Annotated in this window: 2 protein-coding genes; one reads left to right on the top strand and one right to left on the bottom strand. The window is 38.1% G+C overall.

The window, feature by feature from the left end; all coding sequences use genetic code 11:
- The first annotated feature begins 324 nt into the window (after window positions 1-324).
- Window positions 325-711 (top strand): hypothetical protein, encoded by a 387-nt coding sequence (locus ACFILD_RS08105; protein WP_375624514.1) that lies wholly within the window; start codon window positions 325-327, stop codon window positions 709-711.
- A gap of 3 nt (window positions 712-714) precedes the next feature.
- Here the strand turns inward: ACFILD_RS08105 and ACFILD_RS08100 are convergent.
- Window positions 715-1,171 (bottom strand): hypothetical protein (locus tag ACFILD_RS08100; RefSeq protein WP_375665027.1); only part of this gene is annotated, 457 nt, incomplete at its 5' end.

The raw sequence follows: 1,171 nt of genomic DNA, 5'->3' as shown, positions 1-1,171 counted from the left end.
TTCTTTTAAAATGCGCGTCATCTTATTCGGAACGCCTTTGACACGCCCTTGACCTGCCTTTGGGGGTATACGCTTTTTAATCGGTTGTGGAGCCTGCTGTGTATTTTCTGATGTCATAAAATACGCCCTCCAGATAATAAAAAACCCCGCAAATGCGGGGATTCCAAACTGCACTGCCTCTCGTCTAGATACAGTACGACCAAGTACAGCAATGTCATTAAATACGATTTGCTACACTTTGTCAACACTAAAATAACACATATTGATAATTTCAAAGGGAATCGCTTATAAGAGCTACTTGCAATGAAAAATAATGGATAAACTATGTCTAAACGCTTCATTTTAATAGGTGTAATCATTATCGGAATGTTAGCTTTTAGCTTTTATATCTTAAACAACCAAGGGACAACACCATGTGATAAGCTAGTAAATAAATTAGGAAATGTTTATAGGAACATATTTCAAAAAAGCGATATTCCTTTATATATGAAGTCCGAAAATGGAGAATGTTATCGCTTTGATGTTGTTGATAAAAAAATAAGCCATTTTAATAAAAAGATAAAGGAATGGCTCATAATAAGCTTTATAATAATCACCATAATGTCTCTTCCGATTAACATACTCTGGCGATTTAGACTAAAGATTCCTGCGTTTTTATTTGCAATAATGACCGCCTTAGCTGTTATTGCCATTCCCTCCATATTCTATTGATAGTTATTTTTGTAAAATCTGAAGCACGTTAAGAGCAACACGCAGCGAATTCACAAGATGTGGTAGCATTTGATCTTCTATCACGAGGTACTGTAGCGCAGCGTGAAGATTATACTGTCTATAAAGGCATTGTGCTTCTTTTAGTGCCTCTTGCATGTTGATAAACTGCTCTGTTGCAAATGCTACCCATTTATCTCTTGCCTTATCATCAGATGATGACGGCATTTCGTCATAAATTGCATTAGGCAAGCCTTTTGCACAAAGGTAATCGTTTCTTATCTGTAGATATTGCTGGGCGGCGTCGTATTGCTCTTGAGTAAGCACGCCTTGCAAGCAAAGCCGCCCTATGTAAGACCCAGAAAGTGGATTTTTTGCCTCCTGTAGCGTTAAACCGAAGCGCTTTGCACGCATTTCTATTGCCAATTTATCAACGGCTTCACGCGGTGCTTTTGCACGTGAT

Origin of the sequence: Bartonella sp. CL162QHHD (genome assembly GCF_042195435.1) — a bacterium.
Lineage (GTDB): Bacteria > Pseudomonadota > Alphaproteobacteria > Rhizobiales > Rhizobiaceae > Bartonella.
This window is presented reverse-complemented; position numbering and strand designations above follow the sequence as displayed.